The sequence below is a fragment of the Amycolatopsis sp. NPDC051716 genome (genome assembly GCF_040681595.1).
In the GTDB taxonomy this organism is placed as follows: domain Bacteria; phylum Actinomycetota; class Actinomycetes; order Mycobacteriales; family Pseudonocardiaceae; genus Amycolatopsis.
In genome coordinates, this window is the sequence record NZ_JBFAZA010000101.1 from 1 (window position 1) to 1,480 (window position 1,480).

Annotated in this window: 1 protein-coding gene; it reads left to right on the plus strand. The window is 67.4% G+C overall.

Annotated features, from left to right (window positions below):
* Positions 1 to 108: 108 nt before the first annotated feature.
* Entirely contained in the window at positions 109 to 1,467 is a 1,359-nt protein-coding gene (locus AB0M30_RS47660) for an IS4 family transposase (RefSeq protein ID WP_364599322.1), read from the plus strand.
* The last annotated feature ends 13 nt before the right edge of the window (positions 1,468 to 1,480 follow it).

Consider the following 1,480-nt stretch of genomic DNA (forward strand, 5'->3'; position numbering starts at 1 on the left):
CAATGCCGGGAAGTTAGGGAGTGGGCGGAGCTGTCAACCCGGTGAGATGGGTAACGGGGTCCCTGCTAGAACAGCGTCGACCAAGATCGATGAACAGCAGGAACCCCGTTGAAACACGAGTCTGTCATTACCCGTTGTATCCGTGTGGCCCAGGGCCGTTTCGCGCCCGGCCACCTCGGCGAACTAACCCGCCTCATCCCGTTCGAGTTGGTCGACGACGCGCTCGCCTCGACCCGAACAACCCAGCAGCGGCTGCGAGACTTGCCCTCCCGTGTGGTCGTCTATCTGCTCATCGCGGCCGGCTTGTTCGCCGAGCTGGGCTACTGCCAGGTGTGGGCACGGCTGGTCGCCGGACTGGACGGCATCCCGGTCGCGACCCCGAGTTCCTCGGCACTGGCCCAGGCCCGCCGCCGGATCGGAGCCGCTCCGCTGGCCGCGGTGTTCCGGCTGCTCGCCGGCCCCGCCCCCGGCACGATCCGCTGGCGGACGCTGCTGGTCTGCGCCATCGACAGCACCACCCTGTTCGTCCCCGACAGCCCCGCCAACCTGACCCAGTTCCCCTACCAGGGCGGCGGAAACGGCCCCTCGGGATATCCCATGCTGCGGCTGATGACCGTGGTGGCCTGTGGCACTCGCACCGTCATTGACATCGCGTTCGGATCATGGCGGATCGGCGAGACCAGCATGGCACCACGCCTGTCCGGCTGCCTGCGTCCGGGAATGCTGTTGCTGGCCGACCGCAACTTCGCCGCCGCCGACCTGATCACCCGCATCGCCTCCACCGGAGCGGACCTGCTCATCCGCGCCAAGAACAACCGGGTCCTGCCCGCGATCACCCGCCTGCCCGACGGATCCTGGCTCTCCCGGCTCGGCGGCACCGACGTCCGGGTGATCGACGCCGAGGTCACCGCCACTCTCGGCGGCCGCAAGCAGCACACCGGCCGCTACCGGCTGCTCACCACACTCACCGACCATCACCGCTACCCCGCCAACGAGGTCGTCGCCCTCTACCACCAGCGCTGGGAGATCGAGACCGCGTTCCTGGAAATGAAATCCACCCTGCTGGGCGGCCGGGTCCTGCGCGCACAGACCCCGGCGGGGATCGAGCAGGAGATCTACGCCCTGCTCTCGGGCTATCAAGCACTACGGCTGGCGATGGCCGATGCGCTGCTCGGACACGAGGCCGCACCCGACCGGGCCGGGTTCAGCATCGCGCTCAACACAGCACGTGACCAGCTGATCCAGGCTGCGGGCGTCATCGCGGACACGGCTATAGACCTCATCGGCGCGATCGGGAAAGCAGTCCAAGCCGGTCTGCTTCCCCGCCGCCGCACCCGCGTCTGCCCGCGAGTGGTCAAACGCGCCATCTCCAAACATCGAGCCAAAGGCCAGACCGACCGCACCAACTACCCAGCAACCATCACCATCACGATCATCACCGAGTTGACACACGCCCCTGAGCCTTAACTTTCCGGCATTG